Annotated in this window: 15 protein-coding genes and 1 pseudogene; 11 read left to right on the forward strand and 5 right to left on the reverse strand. The window is 65.1% G+C overall.

Going from position 1 to position 16058, the window contains the following annotated elements; translation table 11 throughout:
• Positions 1-71 precede the first annotated feature (71 nt).
• Both QCE48_RS13295 and QCE48_RS13300 read right to left on the reverse strand, forming a co-directional pair.
• Positions 72-800 carry a DsbC family protein gene (locus QCE48_RS13295; RefSeq protein WP_309787272.1) on the reverse strand — a complete coding sequence of 243 codons (729 nt, stop codon included), beginning with the start codon at positions 798-800 and terminating at the stop codon, positions 72-74.
• A gap of 55 nt (positions 801-855) precedes the next feature.
• Positions 856-2028: a UbiH/UbiF family hydroxylase gene (locus QCE48_RS13300; RefSeq protein ID WP_309787271.1), complete on the reverse strand. Its 1173-nt coding sequence runs from the start codon at positions 2026-2028 to the stop codon at positions 856-858.
• 230 nt (positions 2029-2258) lie between these two features.
• On the opposite strand from QCE48_RS13300, the gene ychF reads away from it, so the two are divergent.
• The 4 genes from ychF to QCE48_RS13320 all read left to right on the forward strand — a co-directional run bounded on the left by ychF (position 2259) and on the right by QCE48_RS13320 (position 6918).
• Positions 2259-3353 (forward strand): redox-regulated ATPase YchF, encoded by a 1095-nt coding sequence (ychF, locus tag QCE48_RS13305; protein ID WP_309787270.1) that lies wholly within the window; start codon positions 2259-2261, stop codon positions 3351-3353.
• A gap of 172 nt (positions 3354-3525) precedes the next feature.
• The gene (locus QCE48_RS13310; protein WP_309787268.1) at positions 3526-3825 is read left to right on the forward strand and encodes a DUF3761 domain-containing protein; all 300 of its coding nucleotides are present in this window, start codon (positions 3526-3528) and stop codon (positions 3823-3825) included.
• A 172-nt stretch (positions 3826-3997) separates the two neighbouring features.
• Positions 3998-5665 carry an energy-dependent translational throttle protein EttA gene (gene ettA, locus QCE48_RS13315; protein WP_309787266.1) on the forward strand — a complete coding sequence of 556 codons (1668 nt, stop codon included), beginning with the start codon at positions 3998-4000 and terminating at the stop codon, positions 5663-5665.
• Between the two features lie 125 nt (positions 5666-5790).
• Positions 5791-6918: a DUF748 domain-containing protein gene (locus QCE48_RS13320; protein ID WP_309787265.1), complete on the forward strand. Its 1128-nt coding sequence runs from the start codon at positions 5791-5793 to the stop codon at positions 6916-6918.
• A gap of 3 nt (positions 6919-6921) precedes the next feature.
• Here the strand turns inward: QCE48_RS13320 and QCE48_RS13325 are convergent.
• From QCE48_RS13325 to QCE48_RS13335, 3 genes and pseudogenes are all read right to left on the reverse strand, one after another.
• Positions 6922-7545, reverse strand: a pseudogene (locus QCE48_RS13325) (HAD family hydrolase).
• A gap of 17 nt (positions 7546-7562) precedes the next feature.
• A complete protein-coding gene (locus QCE48_RS13330; RefSeq protein WP_309787264.1) occupies positions 7563-9383 on the reverse strand; it encodes an aminopeptidase P family protein in 1821 nt (606 codons plus the stop codon).
• A gap of 105 nt (positions 9384-9488) precedes the next feature.
• Complete coding sequence (locus QCE48_RS13335) at positions 9489-9758, reverse strand: hypothetical protein (protein ID WP_309787262.1); 270 nt, start codon at positions 9756-9758, stop codon at positions 9489-9491.
• 205 nt (positions 9759-9963) lie between these two features.
• Between QCE48_RS13335 and QCE48_RS13340 the strand changes: the two genes are divergently transcribed.
• The 7 genes from QCE48_RS13340 to QCE48_RS13370 all read left to right on the forward strand — a co-directional run bounded on the left by QCE48_RS13340 (position 9964) and on the right by QCE48_RS13370 (position 16020).
• Positions 9964-10728: a response regulator transcription factor gene (locus QCE48_RS13340; RefSeq protein ID WP_309787261.1), complete on the forward strand. Its 765-nt coding sequence runs from the start codon at positions 9964-9966 to the stop codon at positions 10726-10728.
• Between the two features lie 40 nt (positions 10729-10768).
• Complete coding sequence (hemA, locus tag QCE48_RS13345) at positions 10769-12094, forward strand: glutamyl-tRNA reductase (RefSeq protein ID WP_309787260.1); 1326 nt, start codon at positions 10769-10771, stop codon at positions 12092-12094.
• A 99-nt stretch (positions 12095-12193) separates the two neighbouring features.
• On the forward strand, positions 12194-13276 hold the full coding sequence (gene prfA, locus QCE48_RS13350; RefSeq protein WP_309787258.1) for a peptide chain release factor 1: 1083 nt from the start codon (positions 12194-12196) through the stop codon (positions 13274-13276).
• Entirely contained in the window at positions 13273-14136 is an 864-nt protein-coding gene (gene prmC / locus QCE48_RS13355) for a peptide chain release factor N(5)-glutamine methyltransferase (protein ID WP_309787257.1), read from the forward strand. The genes prfA and prmC overlap by 4 nt, the downstream gene beginning before the upstream one ends.
• Before the next feature lie 79 nt (positions 14137-14215).
• Positions 14216-14527, forward strand: coding sequence for a Grx4 family monothiol glutaredoxin (grxD, locus tag QCE48_RS13360; RefSeq protein ID WP_062639128.1), 312 nt, complete (start codon positions 14216-14218; stop codon positions 14525-14527).
• Between the two features lie 13 nt (positions 14528-14540).
• On the forward strand, positions 14541-15140 hold the full coding sequence (locus QCE48_RS13365) for a UbiX family flavin prenyltransferase (RefSeq protein ID WP_309787256.1): 600 nt from the start codon (positions 14541-14543) through the stop codon (positions 15138-15140).
• Positions 15141-15234: 94 nt separating this feature from the next.
• Positions 15235-16020: a class III extradiol ring-cleavage dioxygenase gene (locus QCE48_RS13370; RefSeq protein ID WP_309787255.1), complete on the forward strand. Its 786-nt coding sequence runs from the start codon at positions 15235-15237 to the stop codon at positions 16018-16020.
• Positions 16021-16058: the final 38 nt, after the last annotated feature.

Below are 16058 nucleotides of genomic sequence, written 5' to 3' on the forward strand. Positions count from 1 at the left end.
GCCATGTATGTCATCGGCCAGAAATCAGAAGAGGCGCTCGTCGCGCCTCTCGTCTATATGCCTGGCTGAATTCAGCGAACCGCCGACAGTTCCTTTTCGAGCCGGTCGGCCGGCACGGCGCCCGGCAGGCGGCGGCCATCGGCGAGGAAGACGGTCGGCGTGCCGGTGACGTTCATCGACTGGCCGAGCTTCAGGTTCTTGTCGATCGCGGCAGTGTCGCAGCTCGCGAGCGCCGGCGTCTTGTGGTCGAGCATCCAGCTTTCCCAGGCCATTGCGCGGTCCTTCGCGCACCAGATCGACTTCGACTTCGTCGTCGAATCCGGCGACAGCACCGGATACAGGAAGGTGTAGACCGTCACGTTGTCGAAGCTTTTCAGTGTGGTTTCGAGCTGCTTGCAGTACGGGCAGTTCGGGTCGGAGAACACGGCGATCTTGCGGCTGCCGTTGCCCTTCACCACCTTGACCGCGTTCTCGAACGGCAGCTTCGCGAAGTCGATCTTGTTGGTTTCCGCGAGACGCGCGTCGGTCAGATTCGTGCGCGAGCGCGTATCGACGAGATCGCCGAGCAGCACGTAGTTACCGGTTGCATCGGCATAGACGATCTGCGAGCCGAGGTTCACCTCGTAGAGCCCCGGAATCGGCGATTTCTCGACGCTCTTGATCTTGGCATCGCCCATGCGCTCTTGCAGCGTGGACTTGAGCTTGTCGGTGGTCTGGTCGGCCTGCGCCGAGCAGCCGATCCCGAAGATCGCGCCGATCATGGCGGCGGCGACGGCGGCCGAACGAAGAGTGTTTTTCATGCGAATTCCTGTGATTCCTGCGTGGTTCGGGCGAGCGGCGGGCTCGCGCCGGTGATTATCCGAGTGCCGCCGACACCAGCCAGCGCTTCACGAACGGCTGCGCGCCGACGAGCGCCAGGCCCGTATTGCGCACCGCCCGCGCGAACGTGCCGGGCACGGAGAAGAGTTTATGCAGGCCGTCGGTGGCGATCACGAGCTTTTGAATGTCCTCGCGACGCGCGCGTTCGTAACGGCGCAACAGCACCAGATCGCCGAGATCGCGGAACGGCTCCTTGTTCGCGATGACTTCCGCGAGCGCCGCGACATCGCGCAGGCCGAGGTTCATGCCCTGTCCGCAGAGCGGGTGAATCAGATGCGCGGCATCGCCGACGAGCGCCACGCGCGGCGCGACCAGCCGGTCGACGGATTGCAGCGCGAGCGGAAAACCCTGCGCGGGCGTGACGCATTCGAGCGTGCCGAGCGTGTTCTGCGTGACGCGCTCGACTTCCGCCGCGAGCTGCGCCGGGTCGAGCTTCAGCAGCTCGTCGGCGTGTTCGGTGCGCGCCGACCAGACGAGCGAAACGTGATCGCCCGGCAGCGGCAGGAGCGCGATGATTTCCGAGTCCCTGAACCACTGGTACGCGGTTTCGCCGTGCGGCTTTTCGGCCTTGAAGTTCGCGACGACGCCCGTCTGCCGGTAATCGCGCCGCGTCGCCTTCGAGCCCATTTGCGCGCGCACCCACGAATGCGCGCCGTCCGCGCCGACGATCAGGTCCGTCGCGAGCGTTTCGCCGCTCGCGAGCGTGATGTGCGCGGCGTCGTCGTGGACGGTCATGCCCTGCCCGCGCGACTCGAACCACGAGAGATTCGGCTGGAAGCGCAACGCGGTATCGAGCGCGGTCTCGATCAGCGACGATTCCACGATCCACGCAAGCTGCGGCACCGCCGCCTGGAACGCGGAGAAATGCAGTTCGGCGTGAGCGTCGCCGAAGACGCGCATGTCGAATACGGGGCCCAAACGCGAGCGGTCGAGCGCCTGCCAGACACGCAGCCGTTCGAGCAGCGTCTCCGAACTCGACGACAGCGCGTAGATGCGCGAATCGAACGCCGCGCCCGCTGGCAGCGGCGCGGCGGGAGCGGCGACGAGCGCGGTGCGCAGGCCGGACTGCGTCAGCGCGAGCGCCGCCGTCTTGCCGACGAGCCCGCCGCCAACGACCACCGCGTGGAAAGTCTTGGGATGGGAAGTCATCCGGGCATTATAGCCGTGGGGGTTGCGGAGGATTTGCGGCAGGTCGGGAAGCACGTCCGGTGCGCGCCGCCCAGCCTGGCGGGGCGCGGCGGTACAATACTGGTTTGTCCGGCCGCGCGACGTGGCCGCCCGTTTTGCGCACTTGCTGGCGGCCGCAGGGCCGTCCGAGCAGCCGCAAAGCCCAGCGAAACCCACGCGGCCCGCGCCGTTTCACCAGTTCGAAGGATCCCATGAGCCTCCAATGCGGCATCGTCGGCTTGCCCAACGTCGGCAAGTCCACACTTTTCAATGCTTTGACCAAGGCGGGCATCGCCGCCGAAAACTATCCGTTCTGCACGATCGAGCCGAATGTCGGCGTGGTCGAAGTGCCGGACGCGCGGCTGCAAAAGCTCGCCGAGATCGTCAAGCCCGAGCGCATCCTGCCGGCGGTCGTCGAATTCGTCGATATCGCGGGCCTCGTCGCCGGTGCGAGCAAGGGCGAAGGCCTTGGCAACCAGTTCCTCGCGAACATCCGCGAGACGGATGCGATCACGCACGTCGTGCGCTGCTTCGAAGACGAAAACGTGATCCACGTCGCGAACAAGATCGATCCGCTCGACGACATCGAAGTCATCAACACCGAACTCGCGCTCGCGGACCTGGCGACGGTCGAAAAGTCGCTCACGCGCTATTCGAAGGCCGCGAAATCGGGCAACGACAAGGAAGCGGCCAAACTCGTCGCCGTGCTGGAAAAGGTGCGCGTGCAACTGGAACAGGCGAAGCCCGTCCGCGCGCTCGATTTCTCGGACGACGAACGCGCGCTCCTCAAGCCGTTCTGCCTGATCACGTCGAAGCCGACGATGTACGTCGCCAACGTGAAGGAAGACGGATTCGAGAACAATCCGTATCTGGACGCGGTGAGGAAGCACGCCGAATCGGAGAATGCGCCGGTGGTCGCGGTGTGCGCGGCGATCGAAGCGGAAATCGCCGATCTCGACGACGCCGACAAGCAGGAATTTCTCGCCGATATCGGCATGGAAGAGCCGGGTTTGAATCGCGTGATCCGTGCGGGTTTCAAGCTGCTTGGTTTGCAGACGTATTTCACGGCGGGCGTGAAGGAAGTGCGCGCGTGGACGATTCATATCGGCGATACGGCGCCGCAGGCTGCCGGCGCAATTCACACCGACTTTGAACGCGGATTCATTCGCGCGCAGACCATTGCATTCGACGATTTCATCGCTTTCAAGGGTGAACAAGGCGCGAAAGAAGCGGGGAAAATGCGGGCTGAAGGCAAGGAATATGTCGTTCATGACGGGGATGTCATGAACTTCCTGTTCAATGGCTGACGCGTAAAGAACTGTCGCAAGCGCTTGTCAAAGAAAGCGGAGTCCCGGATAAAGGGGCTCCGTTTTTTTTGATGCAATCGCTCAGATTGCGATCCGAACACAAGCAGCGCGCATCGTCCGAGTCGAAGTCTCGATTCGATCGTGCGCGTCCGGACACGCTCAAGCACAAAAAATGCCGAGACTTCTGCCCAAAGCAGGCCGCCGATTCGTCGCCGTCGCGGTCGCCGCGCTGTTCCTCTTCTCCGGTGCGACGGCCCACGCCTACTATCGCAACACGCCGAACGAATCCGACCTCGACAACCACGGCCACTACGTGAACCACGACGGTCAATCCGTCCACGCCCCCGCGCGTTCGCGTTCCGGCCAGATCCCCGACGGCGCGAGCGCCCAATGCCGCGATGGCACCTACAGCTTCAGCCGCCACCACAGCGGCACCTGCTCCCGCCACGGCGGCGTCGCGGCCTGGGAGTGACGTTCGGGCCGCCCGCGCCCCACGAAGTACAATAACCCCACCTCCCGCACGCGCGCGGCCGCGCGTTCCGGGAACGGGCGACGCCATCTATCGGCCGCGCCCAGCAGCCCGAACCACCATCGCATCTGCACGCACGCCGTGCACCTCCAAGCCAACCAACCAAGACCTCGACATGGCCCAATACGTCTTCACCATGAACCGCGTCGGCAAGATCGTGCCGCCGAAGCGTCAGATCCTGAAGGACATTTCGCTCTCGTTCTTCCCGGGCGCGAAGATCGGTCTGCTCGGCCTGAACGGCTCGGGCAAATCGACGCTGATCCGCATCATGGCCGGCGTCGATAAAGACATCGAAGGCGAAGCCACGCCGATGCCCAACCTCAACATCGGCTATCTGCCGCAGGAACCGCAGCTCGATCCGCAAAAGACCGTGCGCGAAGCCGTCGAGGAAGGCCTCGGCGACGTCTTCAGCGCGCAGAAGAAGCTCGATGAAATCTACGCGGCCTACGCCGAACCCGACGCCGATTTCGACGCCCTCGCCGCCGAGCAGGCCAAGTACGAAGCGATCCTCGCGACGAGCGACGGCGGTTCGCCCGAACAGCAGCTCGAAGTCGCCGCCGACGCGCTGCGCCTGCCCGCGTGGGACGCGAAGATCGAACATCTGTCGGGCGGCGAGAAGCGCCGCGTCGCGCTGTGCAAGCTGCTGCTGCAAAAGCCCGACATGTTGCTCCTCGACGAACCGACCAACCACCTCGACGCCGAATCCGTCGACTGGCTCGAACAGTTCCTCACGCGCTATCCGGGCACGGTCGTCGCGGTGACGCACGATCGCTACTTCCTCGACAACGCCGCCGAATGGATTCTCGAACTCGACCGCGGCCACGGCATTCCGTGGAAGGGCAACTACAGCAGCTGGCTCGATCAGAAACAGGACCGGCTGAAGCAGGAAGAATCGTCGGAATCGGCGCGTCAGAAGGCGCTCAAGAAGGAACTGGAATGGGTGCGCCAGAACCCGAAGGGACGTCAGGCGAAATCGAAGGCGCGGATCGCGCGTTTCGAGGAACTCAACAGCCAGGAATACCAGAAGCGCAACGAGACGCAGGAAATCTTCATCCCGGTCGGCGACCGGCTGGGCAACGAGGTCATCGAGTTCAAGAACGTCAGCAAGGCCTACGGCGACCGCCTTCTGATCGACAACCTCAGCATGAAGATTCCGGCGGGCGCGATCGTCGGCATCATCGGGCCGAACGGCGCGGGTAAATCCACGCTCTTTCGCATGCTGACCGGCCGCGAACAGCCGGATTCGGGCGAAATCGTGAAGGGCCCGACCGTCAAGCTCGCCTACGTCGATCAAAGCCGCGACGCGCTCGACGGCAGCAAGACCGTGTTCGAGGAAATCTCCGGCGGCGCCGATGTGCTCACGGTCGGCAAGTACGAAACGCCGTCGCGCGCGTATATCGGCCGCTTCAACTTCAAGGGCGGCGACCAGCAGAAGAACGTCGGCAGCCTGTCGGGCGGCGAGCGCGGCCGTCTGCATCTGGCGAAGACGCTGATCGCAGGCGGCAACGTGCTGCTGCTCGACGAGCCGTCGAACGATCTCGACGTCGAAACGCTGCGCGCGCTCGAAGACGCGCTGCTCGAATTCGCGGGCTCGGTGATGGTGATCTCGCACGATCGCTGGTTCCTCGACCGTATCGCGACGCACATCATCGCGTTCGAAGGCGACTCGCAAGTGACGTTCTTCGACGGCAACTACCAGGAATACGAAGCCGACAAGCGCAATCGTCTGGGCGAAGAAGCGGCCAAGCCGAAGCGCCTGCGCTACAAGCCGATCACGCGCTAACTACTTGTTTTGTCTGAGCAAAACCGCGCGCCCAATGCGGGCGCGCGCACCGACAACAGGCACGAAAATCGCGACTTTCCGAGAAAGGCGCCGCGTCTCGCAGCGCACATAGGGAGACACGCGTGATGGCGGGATCGAAGGCGCGACGGGCGGGAATCTGGGTGGCCGGCATTCTCGTCGCGCTCGTGGTCGTCGCGGTGGGCGGATGGTTCTTCGTCGTCCACGAGATGAAAGAGCGCATCATCGAGACGCTCGGCCCGCAGGGCTCGGTGGAAGAAATCGACGTCGGCTTCTCGCACATCACGCTCTCGCGCGTGCGCCTGCGCGGCCCGTCGGACTGGCCCACGCCCGACGCGCTGCGCGCCGAGCGCGTCGTGCTCGACCTCGACATGCGCGACGTGCTGCACAACCGCGTGCATCTGCGCAATGTGAGCGTCGACAACTACTATCTTTCGATCTATCGCGCCGCCGACGGCCGCGTGCGCCTGCTGCCAAACCTGCGGGAAACGGCGAGCAAAGCCGACGCCAGGTCGAACGACGAAGCAACGAAGCGCGCGAACGAAGAAAAGCTGATCGATCACGTCTCGTTCGAACGCGGATCGATGGAGTTCTTCGATGCTTCGGTGCAAACGCCGCCGTATCGCGTGCTGATCAGCGATGCGCGCGCCAGCATCGATCGCATTCATCTTCCCGCGCTGACCGACCGCACGACGCTTGCGATGACGGGTTCAATCAAAGGCCCGTCGCATACGGGCGCGGTGAGTTTCAATGGCTGGATGGTGATCGCGACGAAGGATTCAGAGACGCGCTCGACACTGCGCAGCGTCGATATCGCGACGCTCGATCCGTATCTGCTGAAGAAGGCCGGCGCGAAATCGACGGTGACGGGCGGCACGATCGATCTCACGCTCGATGCCACCGTGAAGGACTACCGCATCCACGCGCCGGGCAGCCTCGTGCTGAACCATCTGCAACTGAGCGAAGGCGGCAATCCGCTCGACACCTTCATGTCGATCCCGACCAAGGCCGCGATCGCCGCGCTGAAAGACCGCCGCGATCAGATCAAGCTCGACTTCGTGCTCGACGGCAATCTGCGCGATCCGAAGTTTTCGCTCAACGAGAGCCTGTCGAAGAAACTCGCGGCCGGCTTCGCGAAGGCGCTCGGGGTGAGCGCGGAAGGCGTGGCGAAAGGCGCCGGCGATACGGTCAAGGGCATCGGCAACGCACTGAAGAATCTGCTCGAAGCGAAATAAGCGTTAAACCGGCAGCCCCAGTTCGCGCAGCTTCGCCGCCGTGTGCGCGGCGCTCGTGTGATGCACGCCGTGCCAGCCGAGCGCGGTCGCGGCGTCGGCGTTGTGAAGGTTGTCGTCGATAAAGACGAGTTCGTGCGGCTCGACGCCCGGCAGATGCCGCTCGATGTCCGCGCGCATCAAAGCGAAGATCGCCGGAGCGGGTTTCACGACGCCCACGCGCCCCGACACGATCACTTCGCGAAACCGCCGCAGCACGGGATAGTTCTCCCACGCGTACGGAAACGTCTCCGCCGACTAGTTGGTCAGGCCGAAGAGCGGGACGTGCGCCGCATCGAGCGCGTCGACCAGCGCGACGCCGTCCGCCAGCACGCCGCCCAGCATCTCGGGCCAGCGCTCGTAAAACGCTCGGATCAGCGTTTCGTGTTCCGGAAACTTCGCGATCAGTTCGGCCGTGCCCTCGGCGATCGTCTGACCGCCGTCCTGCTGCACGACCCATTCCATCTTGCAGACATGATCGAGAAACCATTGCCGCTCGGTTTCGTCGGGAATCAATCGGCTGTAGACATACTCGCGTTTCCAGTCGATCAGCACGCCGCCGAAGTCGAACACCACTGCCTTGATCGCCATGCGTCGAAGCTCCTCGTTCAGAGCGGCTGGGTGCGGGCGTCGAGCCATGCCTTCGCCGCGCCCGACACATGCGGCGACACGCGTTCGCGCACCGTCGCGTGATACGCGTTGAGCCACGCGCGCTCGTCCTCGCGCAGCAGCGACAAGTCGATGCAGCGCGTGTCGATCGGGCACAGCGTGAGCGTCTCGAATTCGAGGAAATCGCCGAATTCGGTCTTGCCGGCAGGCTGGTTCAACACCAGGTTTTCGATGCGGATGCCCCACTTGCCCGGCCGGTAGATGCCCGGCTCGATCGACGTGATCATGCCTTCTTCCATCGCGGTCCACGGTTCGGCGGGCGCGTAGTGCGAGATGACCTGCGGGCCCTCGTGCACGTTCAGGAAGTAGCCGACGCCGTGCCCCGTGCCGTGTCCGTAGTCGGCGCCCGCTTCCCAGATCGGCGCGCGCGCGATCGAATCGAGCATCGGCGAGCGGATGCCGCGCGGGAACTTCGCGCGCGACAGCGCCATCGTGCCCTTCAGCACGATGGTGAAATCGCGCTTGTGCTCCGCGCTGATCGTGCCGACGGGCACGACGCGCGTGATGTCGGTCGTGCCGCTCACGTACTGGCCGCCCGAATCGATCAGCAACAGCCCGTTGCCTTCGATGACCGAATGCGACGCCTCGGTCGCGCGGTAATGCGGCATCGCGCCGTTCGCGTTGAAGCCGGCGATCGTCGCGAAACTCAGCGTGACGAAACCGGGGCGACGCGCGCGCGCCGCCGTCAGCTTCTCGTCGATGGTCAGCTCGGTGATGCGTTCACGGCCGAGCGCGTCTTCGAACCACGCGAAGAATTCGGCGAGCGCGGCGCCGTCCTGCTCCATCGTCGCGCGGATGTGCGCGGCCTCGGCGGCCGTCTTGCGCGACTTCGCGAACGTCGACGGATTCACCGACTCGACGGTCTTGACCGTCGACGGCACCTTTTCCAGCAAGCCGAACGTGATGCGGCGCGGGTCGATCAGAAGCGTCGATCCGGCGGGGAGCGCGGCGAGCGCATCGGCTGCGCGCGCATAGGCCTCGACGCGCACGTTCTCGCGCGCGAGCGACGCGGCGAGTGCGGCGGGCACCTTGCCATCGGCGACGAAGAGCACGGCGTCGTCGAGACCGATCAGCGCGTGCGCGACGAACACCGGGTTGTAGCTGACGTCGGCGCCGCGCAGGTTGAAGAGCCAGGCGAGATCGTCGAGCGTCGAGACGAAATGCCACTGCGCGCCCTTTTCCCGCATCGCGCGGCGCACGTCGGCCAGCTTCTCCGGGCGCGCGACGCTCGCGTGCGGCGCCACGTGCTCGTACACGCCGCCGTCGGGCAGGCCCGGCCGCGCGGGCCACACGGCGTCGAGCAGATCGAGATCGGTGCGCAGCACGACGCCGCGCGCGGTGAGCGCCTCGCCGAGCGCGCGCGCCGCCGCGACGCCGAGCACGGTGCCGTCGACCGCCACCGTCGCGCCCGACGGCACGTTCTGCGCGAGCCAGTCGACGTGCGGCGCGGTTTGCTGACCGCCCGTCATCTTCATCAACTGGATGCCGGTGCCGGCGAGCTGCGCTTCGGCCTGCGTCCAGTAGCGGCTGTCGACCCAGACGCCCGCGAACTCCGCCGTCACGACGAGCGTGCCGACCGAACCCGTAAAGCCCGACAGCCACTGCCGCCCTTGCCAGCGCTCGGGCAGATACTCCGACAAATGCGGGTCCGCCGACGGAATCAGCACCGCGGCGAGGTTTTCGCGCGCCATCGCGCTGCGCAGCAGTTCGATGCGCTGGGAGAACGTGGCTGCGTCGGGGGAATCGAATCGATCGTTCATGGAGTCACCTGCCAGATGCTTTGAAAGCGTGAAAGCTTGAATGGACCGCCGATCGACGGCCGGGATGCCGGCGCGCCGCTCGTGACGGCGCACCGGATGGGGAATTCAGCGCCGCGCGGCCAGACCCACCGTCACGGTCACGACGACGAATGCAAAAAGGGAGCACGCGAGCCATTCGAGTGTATCGCCGTCATGATAGGCGCCGACGACATTGCCGAGCATGCGCGCGACGACCGCCGCGAGAATGCCCGCGCCGAGCGCCGCACCTGCGCGCGCTGCCGGCGACCGTCCGCGCCCCGCGCGCCGCAGCGGATGCAGCCACCAACCCGCGAGACCGATCACCGCGCCCAGGAAAACAGTGCCGATCCAGCCCATCAGCGCGATGTTCCGGTCGAATTCAGAGAAACCGTATGGGTTGCCAATCGCCGTTCTACTAGCATTTTCGGTCTCGTCAACTATAGGTAGCAATGCGCTCGGGCGCAGCGGATGAGTTTAGGGGGCCAGGTTGGTGATGGCAAGCTCGCGGCCTCTCGCGCGTTCCGGCTCCCGGTCACTCGACCCTGCGCGCGGCGTCCAATCCATGCGAATCGCCATTATCGACCCGGACGAACAACACGCCGATCTCATCGGCGCAGCGTTGTCGGCCGGCGGTCACTTCTGCCATTTCTTCCGCAGCCCGCTCGTGTTCCTGACGCGGCTCAAACGCGAAACGTACGACCTGCTGATTTCAGCGGCCGTCACGCGCGACATGAGCGGCGCCGAGATCATCGCGCGGGTGCGCGCGATCGTGGCGCACATCCCGGTCATCCTGATGGCGGCGAAGCCGGGCGAGTCGGATATCGTCGATTGCCTGCGCGCCGGCGCGGACGATTGCATGGCGAAACCGGTGCGGTGCGGCGAACTGGCTGCCCGCATCGACGCGATCACGCGCCGCAACACCGTGCAGCCGAGCACGCCGGAGCGTTTCGGCGACTATCTGTTCAACGTGTCGGAACTGAGCGTGAGTTTCGGCGACGAACGCGTGATGCTCACACCGAAGGAATACCGTTTCGCACATCTGCTGTTCTTGAATCTCGGCCGGCCGATCTCGCGCGGTCATATCCTGGAGATCGTCTGGACGCGCGGCAGCGACATTCAGTCGCGCACGCTCGACACCCACGCCTGCCGCCTGCGCACGAAGCTGAAGCTCCGACCGGAACACGGATACCGGCTGACGCCGCTCTACGCCTACGGCTATCAGCTCGACCGCGTCGAGACCGCCGAAATCGTGGCACCGGAACGGTCCGCGCGCCCTGCGCCAGGGCTTATGGCGCCTATAAATGAACAAATCCGGGAAACGCTATAATATTGGGCTATCCCCAAGGCCATCAGATTAGGCCCAATACATGCAGCTCCTCACGATCGGAATCAATCACCACACTGCGCCAGTCGCCCTGCGCGAACGCGTGGCGTTTCCGCTCGAACAGATCAAACCGGCGCTCGGCGCCCTGAAGGAGATCTGGCTGGGGCCGCGCGCGAAGGGATCGCCCGAGGCGGCCATCCTCTCGACGTGCAACCGCACGGAGCTGTACTGCGCCACCAACGACCAGGCCGCACGCGATGCGGCGGTTCACTGGCTGTCGAAATATCACAATCTTCCGGTTTCCGAACTCGCGCCGCACGTCTACGCGCTGCCGCAGTCGGAAGCCGTGCGGCACGCGTTTCGCGTGGCGTCGGGGCTCGATTCGATGGTGCTCGGCGAAACGCAGATCGTCGGGCAGATGAAGGACGCCGTGCGCACCGCGTCGGAAGCCGGCGCGCTCGGCACGTATCTGAACCAGCTGTTCCAGCGCACGTTCGCCGTCGCGAAGGAAGTGCGCACGACCACCGAAATCGGGGCGCAATCCGTTTCGATGGCCGCGGCCGCCGTGCGGCTCGCGCAGCGCATCTTCGAGAACATTTCCAGCCAGCGCGTGCTGTTCATCGGCGCGGGCGAAATGATCGAACTCTGCGCGACGCATTTTGCCGCGCAGAATCCGCGTGAGCTGGTGGTCGCGAACCGCACCGCCGAGCGCGGCGAAAAGCTCGCGGGCCGCTATAACGGCCGCGCCATCCCGCTCGCCGACCTGCCCGCGCGGATGCACGAATTCGACATCATCGTGTCCTGCACGGCCTCGACGCTGCCGATCATCGGCCTGGGCGCGGTCGAACGCGCCGTGCGCGCGCGCCGCCATCGGCCGATTTTCATGGTCGATCTGGCCGTGCCGCGCGACATCGAACCCGAAGTCGGCATGCTGAACGACGTGTTCCTCTACACCGTCGACGATCTCGGCTCGATCGTGCGCGAAGGCAACGCGTCGCGTCAGGCGGCGGTCGCGCAGGCCGAGGCGATCATCGAAACGCGCGTGCAGAATTTCATGCAGTGGCTCGACGCGCGCAGCATCGTGCCGGTGATCCGCCACATGCACACGCAAGCCGACGCGCTGCGCCGCGCCGAGGTCGAGCGCGCGCGCAAGATGCTCGCGCGCGGCGACGATCCGGCGGCGGTGCTCGAAGCGCTGTCGCAGTCGCTGACCAACAAGCTGATCCACGGTCCGACGCACGCGCTCAATCGCGCGAGCCGCGAAGACCGCGACCAGCTCATCGACCTGTTGGGCGGTTTCTACAAGCACGGCGGCACCCTCCCCGATCCGTCCTCCGGCTCCGGATCTTCCGGTAACTCCGGCCTTTAGCGGCCTTTTTCCCGCATTTCCCTGTTGCTCCGTGGCGCTCACGCACGGACGTCTCCTTTCCAGCATCATTTCTGCGGAGCCTCGCTCCACTCCCGCCCGATGAAAACGAGCATGCAAAGCAAGCTCGACCAGCTCACAAGACGGCTGGCCGATCTCAATGGCCTGTTGAGCCACGAGGACGCGACGTCCGACATGGACCAGTACCGCAAGCTCACGCGCGAGCATGCGGAAATCGGTCCGATCGTCGAGCAGTACGCGCTCTGGCGCCAGGCGTCAAGCGACGAAGCGACCGCGCAGGAACTGCTCGGCGATCCGTCGATGCGCGATTTCGCCGAAGATGAAATCGGCGAGGCGCGCACGCGGATGACGCAAATCGAAAGCGACCTGCAGACCATGCTCTTGCCGAAAGACCCGAACGACGAGCGCAACATCTTCATCGAAATCCGCGCGGGCACGGGCGGCGACGAATCCGCGCTGTTCGCGGGCGACCTGCTGCGCATGTATCTGCGCTTTGCGGAGCGCAATCGCTGGTCGGTCGAAACGATGTCGGAAAGCGAATCCGATCTCGGCGGCTACAAGGAAGTGATCGTGCGGATCGCCGGCCAGGGCGCGTATTCGCGGCTCAAGTTCGAGTCCGGCGGACATCGCGTGCAGCGCGTGCCCGCGACCGAAACGCAGGGGCGCATCCACACGTCGGCGTGTACGGTCGCGGTGATGCCGGAAGCCGATGAACTCAGCGAGGTCGTGATCAATCCGGCCGACTTGCGCATCGACACGTTCCGCGCGTCCGGCGCGGGCGGCCAGCACATCAACAAGACCGATTCCGCCGTGCGCGTGACGCACTTGCCGACGGGGATCGTCGTCGAATGTCAGGACGACCGCTCGCAGCACAAGAACAAGGATCGCGCGCTGAAGGTGCTCGCCGCGCGCATCATGGACAAGCAGGCGCACGAGCAGCACGCGAAGGAAGCCGCGACGCGCAAGAGCCTGATCGGCTCGGGCGACCGCTCGGAGCGGATTCGCACCTACAACTTCCCGCAGGGCCGGATGACCGATCACCGGATCAACCTGACGCTCTACAAGCTCGACGCGATCATGGACGGCGATCTCGACGAACTGATCGGCGCGCTCGTGAGCGAACATCAGGCGGAGTTGCTCGCGGCGCTGGGTGACGCGGAGTGACGACGGTCGCCGAATTGCTGCGCGGCTCGCCGCTGCCGTCGCTCGAAACGCGCATCCTGCTCACGCACGTGCTCGGCTGGCGGCGCACGGAACTCATCACACGCGATTCCGAACCGCTCGATGCCGCCGCGGTCGAGCGCTATCGGACGCTCGAAGCGCGTCGCGCGGATGGCGAACCGATCGCCCAACTCATCGGCGCGCGCGAGTTTTTCGGCCTCGAATTCGACGTGACGCCGGACGTGCTGATTCCGCGTCCCGAAACCGAATTGCTGGTTGGAACCGCACTCGCGGCCATCGAGCCGATCGCCGCGCCGCGCGTGCTCGATCTCGGCACGGGCAGCGGCGCGATTGCCATCGCGATCGCGTCCGCGCGCGACGATGCGCACGTGTGGGCGGTGGACCGGTCGCAAGCGGCGCTGGACGTCGCGCAACGCAACGCCGCCAAGCTCCTCGAGGCGGCGCGCGCGGGCGGCGCGCTCAGGTTCACGCACAGTGACTGGACGCAGGCGCTCGATCCGTCGCTGCGTTTTCACGCGATCGTCAGCAACCCGCCCTACATCGCCGACGGCGATCCGCATCTCGATCAGGGCGACCTGCGTTTCGAGCCGCGCGGCGCGCTCACCGACGAAGCCGACGGCCTTTCCGCGATCCGCGTGATCATCGAAAGCGCGCCGTTTCTGCTCGTGCAAAACGGCGCGCTCTGGCTCGAACATGGCTACGACCAGGCGACGGAAGTCCGCGCACTCCTTGCCGCGCGCGGCTTCACCGGCGTGCATTCGAAAACCGACATCGCCGGCATCGAGCGCGTCAGCGGCGGGATTTTCGGCCTTGCGCGCGGCCTGCCGCCTGAACCCGTCTGAACGAAATCCGCTATCATTTCGATGTCAATAAGCAGATTCGCACGATAACCCTCAGTACAAAACGTCCCGCAGGAACGCCATGGAAACGCAAGAACGCATCAAGCAGATCGTCGATCAAAACCCGGTCGTCCTTTTCATGAAAGGCACGGCGCAGTTTCCGATGTGCGGCTTTTCCGGCCGCGCGATTCAGGTGCTGAAGGCATGCGGCGTCGACAACATCACGACCGTCAACGTGCTCGATGACGAAGGCATCCGCCAGGGCATCAAGGAATTCTCGAACTGGCCGACCATTCCGCAGCTCTACGTGAACGGCGAGTTCATCGGCGGCTCGGACATCATGATGGAGATGTACCAGTCGGGCGAATTGCAGCAACTGTTCGCCGCCGCCTGAGTCCCGCTCCCCAGTGAACGCGCCCGCTGCCGTGCCGCGACGCCTGATCGTCGCCATAACCGGGGCAACGGGCGCCATCTACGGCATTCGCACGCTCGAAACGCTGCGGCGTCTCGGGTCGGTGGAAACACATCTGCTCGTTTCCACCGCCGGCTGGCTTAACATCCAGCACGAACTGCAACTCGATAAAGTCGAGGTCCACGCGCTCGCCGATGTCGTGCACAGCGTTCGCGACGTCGGCGCGAGCATCGCGTCCGGTTCGTTTTCCACTGACGGCATGATCGTCGCGCCCTGCTCGATGAAAACGCTCGCCAGCATCGCGCATGGCCTGTCGGACAATCTCATCACGCGCGCCGCGGACGTCGTCCTGAAGGAGCGTCGCCGGCTCGTGCTGCTCGTGCGCGAAACGCCGTTCAACCTCGCGCATCTGCGCAACATGACCGCGGTCACCGAAATGGGCGGCGTCATTTTCCCGCCGGTGCCCGCGTTTTATCACCGGCCGCAGTCGATCGACGATATGGTCGATCACACGGTGGAGCGCGTCATCGACATGTTCGCGCTGCGCTCGCCGCTTTCCACCGCGTGGCGCGGCATGCGCGGCGAAGCGGATTGACAACATCGGCGACACAATTCGTTGCTCGTGCCGGCGTTTATCCACTCGTAAGCAAAGCCTATAGTGCAAGCAATCCCTTTTGAGGTTTGCTGCAATGGACCGACTTCCTGCCGTTTTCGTCTCCCACGGCGCACCGACGCTGCCGATCGATCCGTCGATGCCTTCCGCCGAGTTTGCTTCGCTCGCCGACCGGTTGCCGCGCCCGCGCGCGATACTGATGCTGTCGGCGCATTGGGGCACGGCGCAGCCGGTCGCGAGCATCGCGACGCGGCCTGAAACCATCCACGATTTCTACGGCTTTCCGCGCGCGCTGTACGAACTGCGCTATGCGGCGCCGGGCGCGCCGGAACTCGGCACGCGCGCGGCCGAACTGCTGACGGCGAGCGGCATTCCCGCCGCGACGACGGACCACGGGCTCGACCACGGCGCCTGGGTTCCGCTTCTCCTGATGTTCCCGGAAGCCGACGTGCCGGTCGCGCAGTTGTCGATCCAGCCGCGCCTCGACGCCGCGCATCACTATCGCGTGGGCCGTGCGCTGCGCGCGTTGCGTGACGAGGGCGTGATGATCGTCGGCTCGGGGCAGATCACGCACAATCTGCGTGCGGCCGATTTCAGCGCGCGTCCGGAAGATGCCGATCCGCGCGTGACGGAATTCACCGACTGGTTCGAGGCACGGCTCGCGGCGCGCGACATCGACGCGCTTCTCGACTACCGCCGCCGTGCGCCGCACGCGGTGCTGATGCATCCGACGGACGAGCATTTGCTGCCCGTCTTCAGCGCGCTGGGCGCCGCGAGCGACGATTTCTCGCTCGACATCCAGTCGCTCGGCACATTTCAGAAGACGCTCGCGATGACGAATTACGTGTTCGGCGACACCTGAACTCAGCCGAATAAAAAAAAACCCGCTCAGGCGGGTTT

It is taken from the genome of Caballeronia sp. LZ024 (genome assembly GCF_031451455.1).
Lineage (GTDB): Bacteria > Pseudomonadota > Gammaproteobacteria > Burkholderiales > Burkholderiaceae > Caballeronia > Caballeronia telluris.

Coding starts and splice junctions, on each gene's coding strand:
- QCE48_RS13295 (WP_309787272.1), bottom strand. CDS start 800: ATGAAAAACACTCTTCGTTCGGCCGCCGTCGCCGCCGCCATGATCGGC.
- QCE48_RS13300 (WP_309787271.1), bottom strand. CDS start 2,028: ATGACTTCCCATCCCAAGACTTTCCACGCGGTGGTCGTTGGCGGCGGG.
- ychF (WP_309787270.1), top strand. CDS start 2,259: ATGAGCCTCCAATGCGGCATCGTCGGCTTGCCCAACGTCGGCAAGTCC.
- QCE48_RS13310 (WP_309787268.1), top strand. CDS start 3,526: ATGCCGAGACTTCTGCCCAAAGCAGGCCGCCGATTCGTCGCCGTCGCG.
- ettA (WP_309787266.1), top strand. CDS start 3,998: ATGGCCCAATACGTCTTCACCATGAACCGCGTCGGCAAGATCGTGCCG.
- QCE48_RS13320 (WP_309787265.1), top strand. CDS start 5,791: ATGGCGGGATCGAAGGCGCGACGGGCGGGAATCTGGGTGGCCGGCATT.
- QCE48_RS13330 (WP_309787264.1), bottom strand. CDS start 9,383: ATGAACGATCGATTCGATTCCCCCGACGCAGCCACGTTCTCCCAGCGC.
- QCE48_RS13335 (WP_309787262.1), bottom strand. CDS start 9,758: ATGGGCTGGATCGGCACTGTTTTCCTGGGCGCGGTGATCGGTCTCGCG.
- QCE48_RS13340 (WP_309787261.1), top strand. CDS start 9,964: ATGCGAATCGCCATTATCGACCCGGACGAACAACACGCCGATCTCATC.
- hemA (WP_309787260.1), top strand. CDS start 10,769: ATGCAGCTCCTCACGATCGGAATCAATCACCACACTGCGCCAGTCGCC.
- prfA (WP_309787258.1), top strand. CDS start 12,194: ATGAAAACGAGCATGCAAAGCAAGCTCGACCAGCTCACAAGACGGCTG.
- grxD (WP_062639128.1), top strand. CDS start 14,216: ATGGAAACGCAAGAACGCATCAAGCAGATCGTCGATCAAAACCCGGTC.
- QCE48_RS13370 (WP_309787255.1), top strand. CDS start 15,235: ATGGACCGACTTCCTGCCGTTTTCGTCTCCCACGGCGCACCGACGCTG.